Source organism: Halorubrum sp. AJ67, assembly GCF_000513435.1.
This window is the reverse complement of sequence record NZ_CBVY010000005.1, coordinates 63333-65290: the sequence shown is the minus strand read 5'-3', so window position 1 is coordinate 65290 and position 1958 is coordinate 63333. Positions and strand designations below refer to the sequence as shown.

The following is a 1958-nucleotide window of genomic DNA, read 5'->3' as shown; positions in this document are numbered from 1 at the left end:
GGTGCGCGTCCGGCTCGACGCGGTCGCGGCCGAGCGCGAGGTCGCCGTCGACGAGCGCGACGACGGGATCGCCGTCACCGACGGCGACGGGATCGAGGTTCGCGTTCGGACGGAGTGATCGCTTGCCACGGAGGAGTCCGGTCCCGGGCGGCGAGCGCGCCCGTCACCCGACGATCGTCCGGAGCGTCGACTCGGTGAGCAGCGTGGTGACCCCGAGCGCCTCGGTCGTCATCCAGCCGAGGAAGGCGAAGTACATCGCGAGGAAGACGTACCCCTCCTCGGTGGTGATCTCGAACTCCGTCGCGGCCATCACCACCACGGCGAGGGTGGTGTAAAACAGGAACAGGAGGAGCGGCACGGAGGTGAGGAAGCCGATCGAGACGCCGCCGGCGAGGATGACGCCGATCGGCAGCGCAGCGACGAGGTTGAACGTGTTCGTCCCGAAGACGTTGGCGACCGCCGCCCGTTTGTCGCCGGCTTTGCCCATCTTCACGCCGACGAGCAGGTCGGGGAACGAACTCATCGCCGACAGCAACGTCACGGAGACGAGGAACGACGGCGCGTCAAGCGCCTCGGAGATCTGCACCGTCATGGTGACCATCGACTCGACGCCGACGAGCACGACGACTAGCCCGGCCGCGAACAGCCCGACCTGTTTCGGGAGGTTCGCCGATTCGGTCCGCTTCAGGTCCGATGCGCCGCTCTTGCCGCCGGCGAGGAGGATGACGTACACGCCGTACAACACCAGCAGACCGACGCCCATCTGGGGGGTGATCCGCGTGAGCTCCCGCCCGTCGGTCCCGAGGACGCCGAGCGCGATCACGCCGAAGAGGGCGAGGACGGCGACCATGTAGAAGATGGCGTCGCGGTAGACGATCCCCTGCGTCGTCGTCGTGTCGCCGCTCGTGATGGAGACGGCGGCCGGGATGACCAAGATGTTGAACACCGCCGTCCCGATGAGCGCGCCAGCGCCGACGCCGAAGTCACCGAGGACGAGCACCGAGATGATGATGATCGCGAGTTCGGGGAACGACGTCGCGGCCGCGACGATGAGCCCCCCCTGAACGGCCTGCGAGACGCCGAAGTGGTCGCTGATCTTCGAGGTCGTCGACTCGATAACGTTCGCGCCCTTCCACGTCAGCAGGAACCCGATCGCGCCCAACACGATCCAAACGACGAGCGACTGGTCACCGATGAGTTCCTGTAGTACGGTCACGCCTCACTACAGTGTACGGAGTCGATTATGACTTCCGGAGGCGGGCGTCCTACTCGCCGTCGAACTCGCCGAACCGCTCGTCGAAGACGGCGATCACACGCCGTTCGATCTCGTCGCGGATCTCGCGGACCGCCTCGATCGGCTGCTCGCCCGGGTCGTCGAGCGCCCAGTCGTCGGTGTCGACGGTCTCTAAGTCGAGCGTCGAACAGCCCATCGTGGCGACGAAGTCCGACTCGGCGAGCGCCGCGTCGGAGATCGCTTGCGGCGTCCGGCCGTTCGCGTCGAGACCGACTTCCGCGAGCGCCTCGACGACGACCTCGTGGACGGACTCGGCGGGGTCAGTACCGCCGGTCCGGATCTCGACGCGGTCGCCGAGCCCGCGTCGGTCGCGCTCGCGTTCGGCGAACGCCGTCGCCATCTGGCTGCGCCCGGCATTGCGGACGCACATGAACGTGAGGATGGTCGTCTCGTCGGTCGCCGTTTCGTCGTCCGCGGTGTCAGTGGATGTCATGTGTTGTGTGTCGTGTTCCGTCGTGAACCGCCCGCCGCGGGGCGGACCGCCCTCAGTAGATCAGTTCGTCGTCGTTTTCGACCATGTACAGGGTCCGCGCCGCGATGTTGACCGCGTGGTCGGCGATCCGTTCGAGGTCGCGCACGGCGAGCAGCGCCTGTGACACCTCGTCGAGCGAGGCTTCGAGCGCCTCGTCGTCGGTCGCGCCGTCGTCCGTGTCGCCGTCGGCGT

The 1958-nt window shown here is 67.5% G+C and carries 2 protein-coding genes and 1 pseudogene (1 of these 3 only partly in view); all 3 read right to left on the bottom strand.

Annotation, left to right across the window (positions count from 1 at the left end):
• Positions 1-163 precede the first annotated feature (163 nt).
• Entirely contained in the window at positions 164-1216 is a 1053-nt protein-coding gene (locus tag BN903_RS06580) for a sodium:calcium antiporter (protein WP_048076986.1), read from the bottom strand.
• 49 nt (positions 1217-1265) lie between these two features.
• Positions 1266-1727, bottom strand: a complete 462-nt coding sequence (locus BN903_RS06575; RefSeq protein ID WP_048076985.1) for a low molecular weight phosphatase family protein — start codon at positions 1725-1727, stop codon at positions 1266-1268.
• Between the two features lie 52 nt (positions 1728-1779).
• Positions 1780-1958 (bottom strand): annotated as a pseudogene (locus BN903_RS15180) (phosphate signaling complex PhoU family protein); it runs 381 nt beyond the window's last position.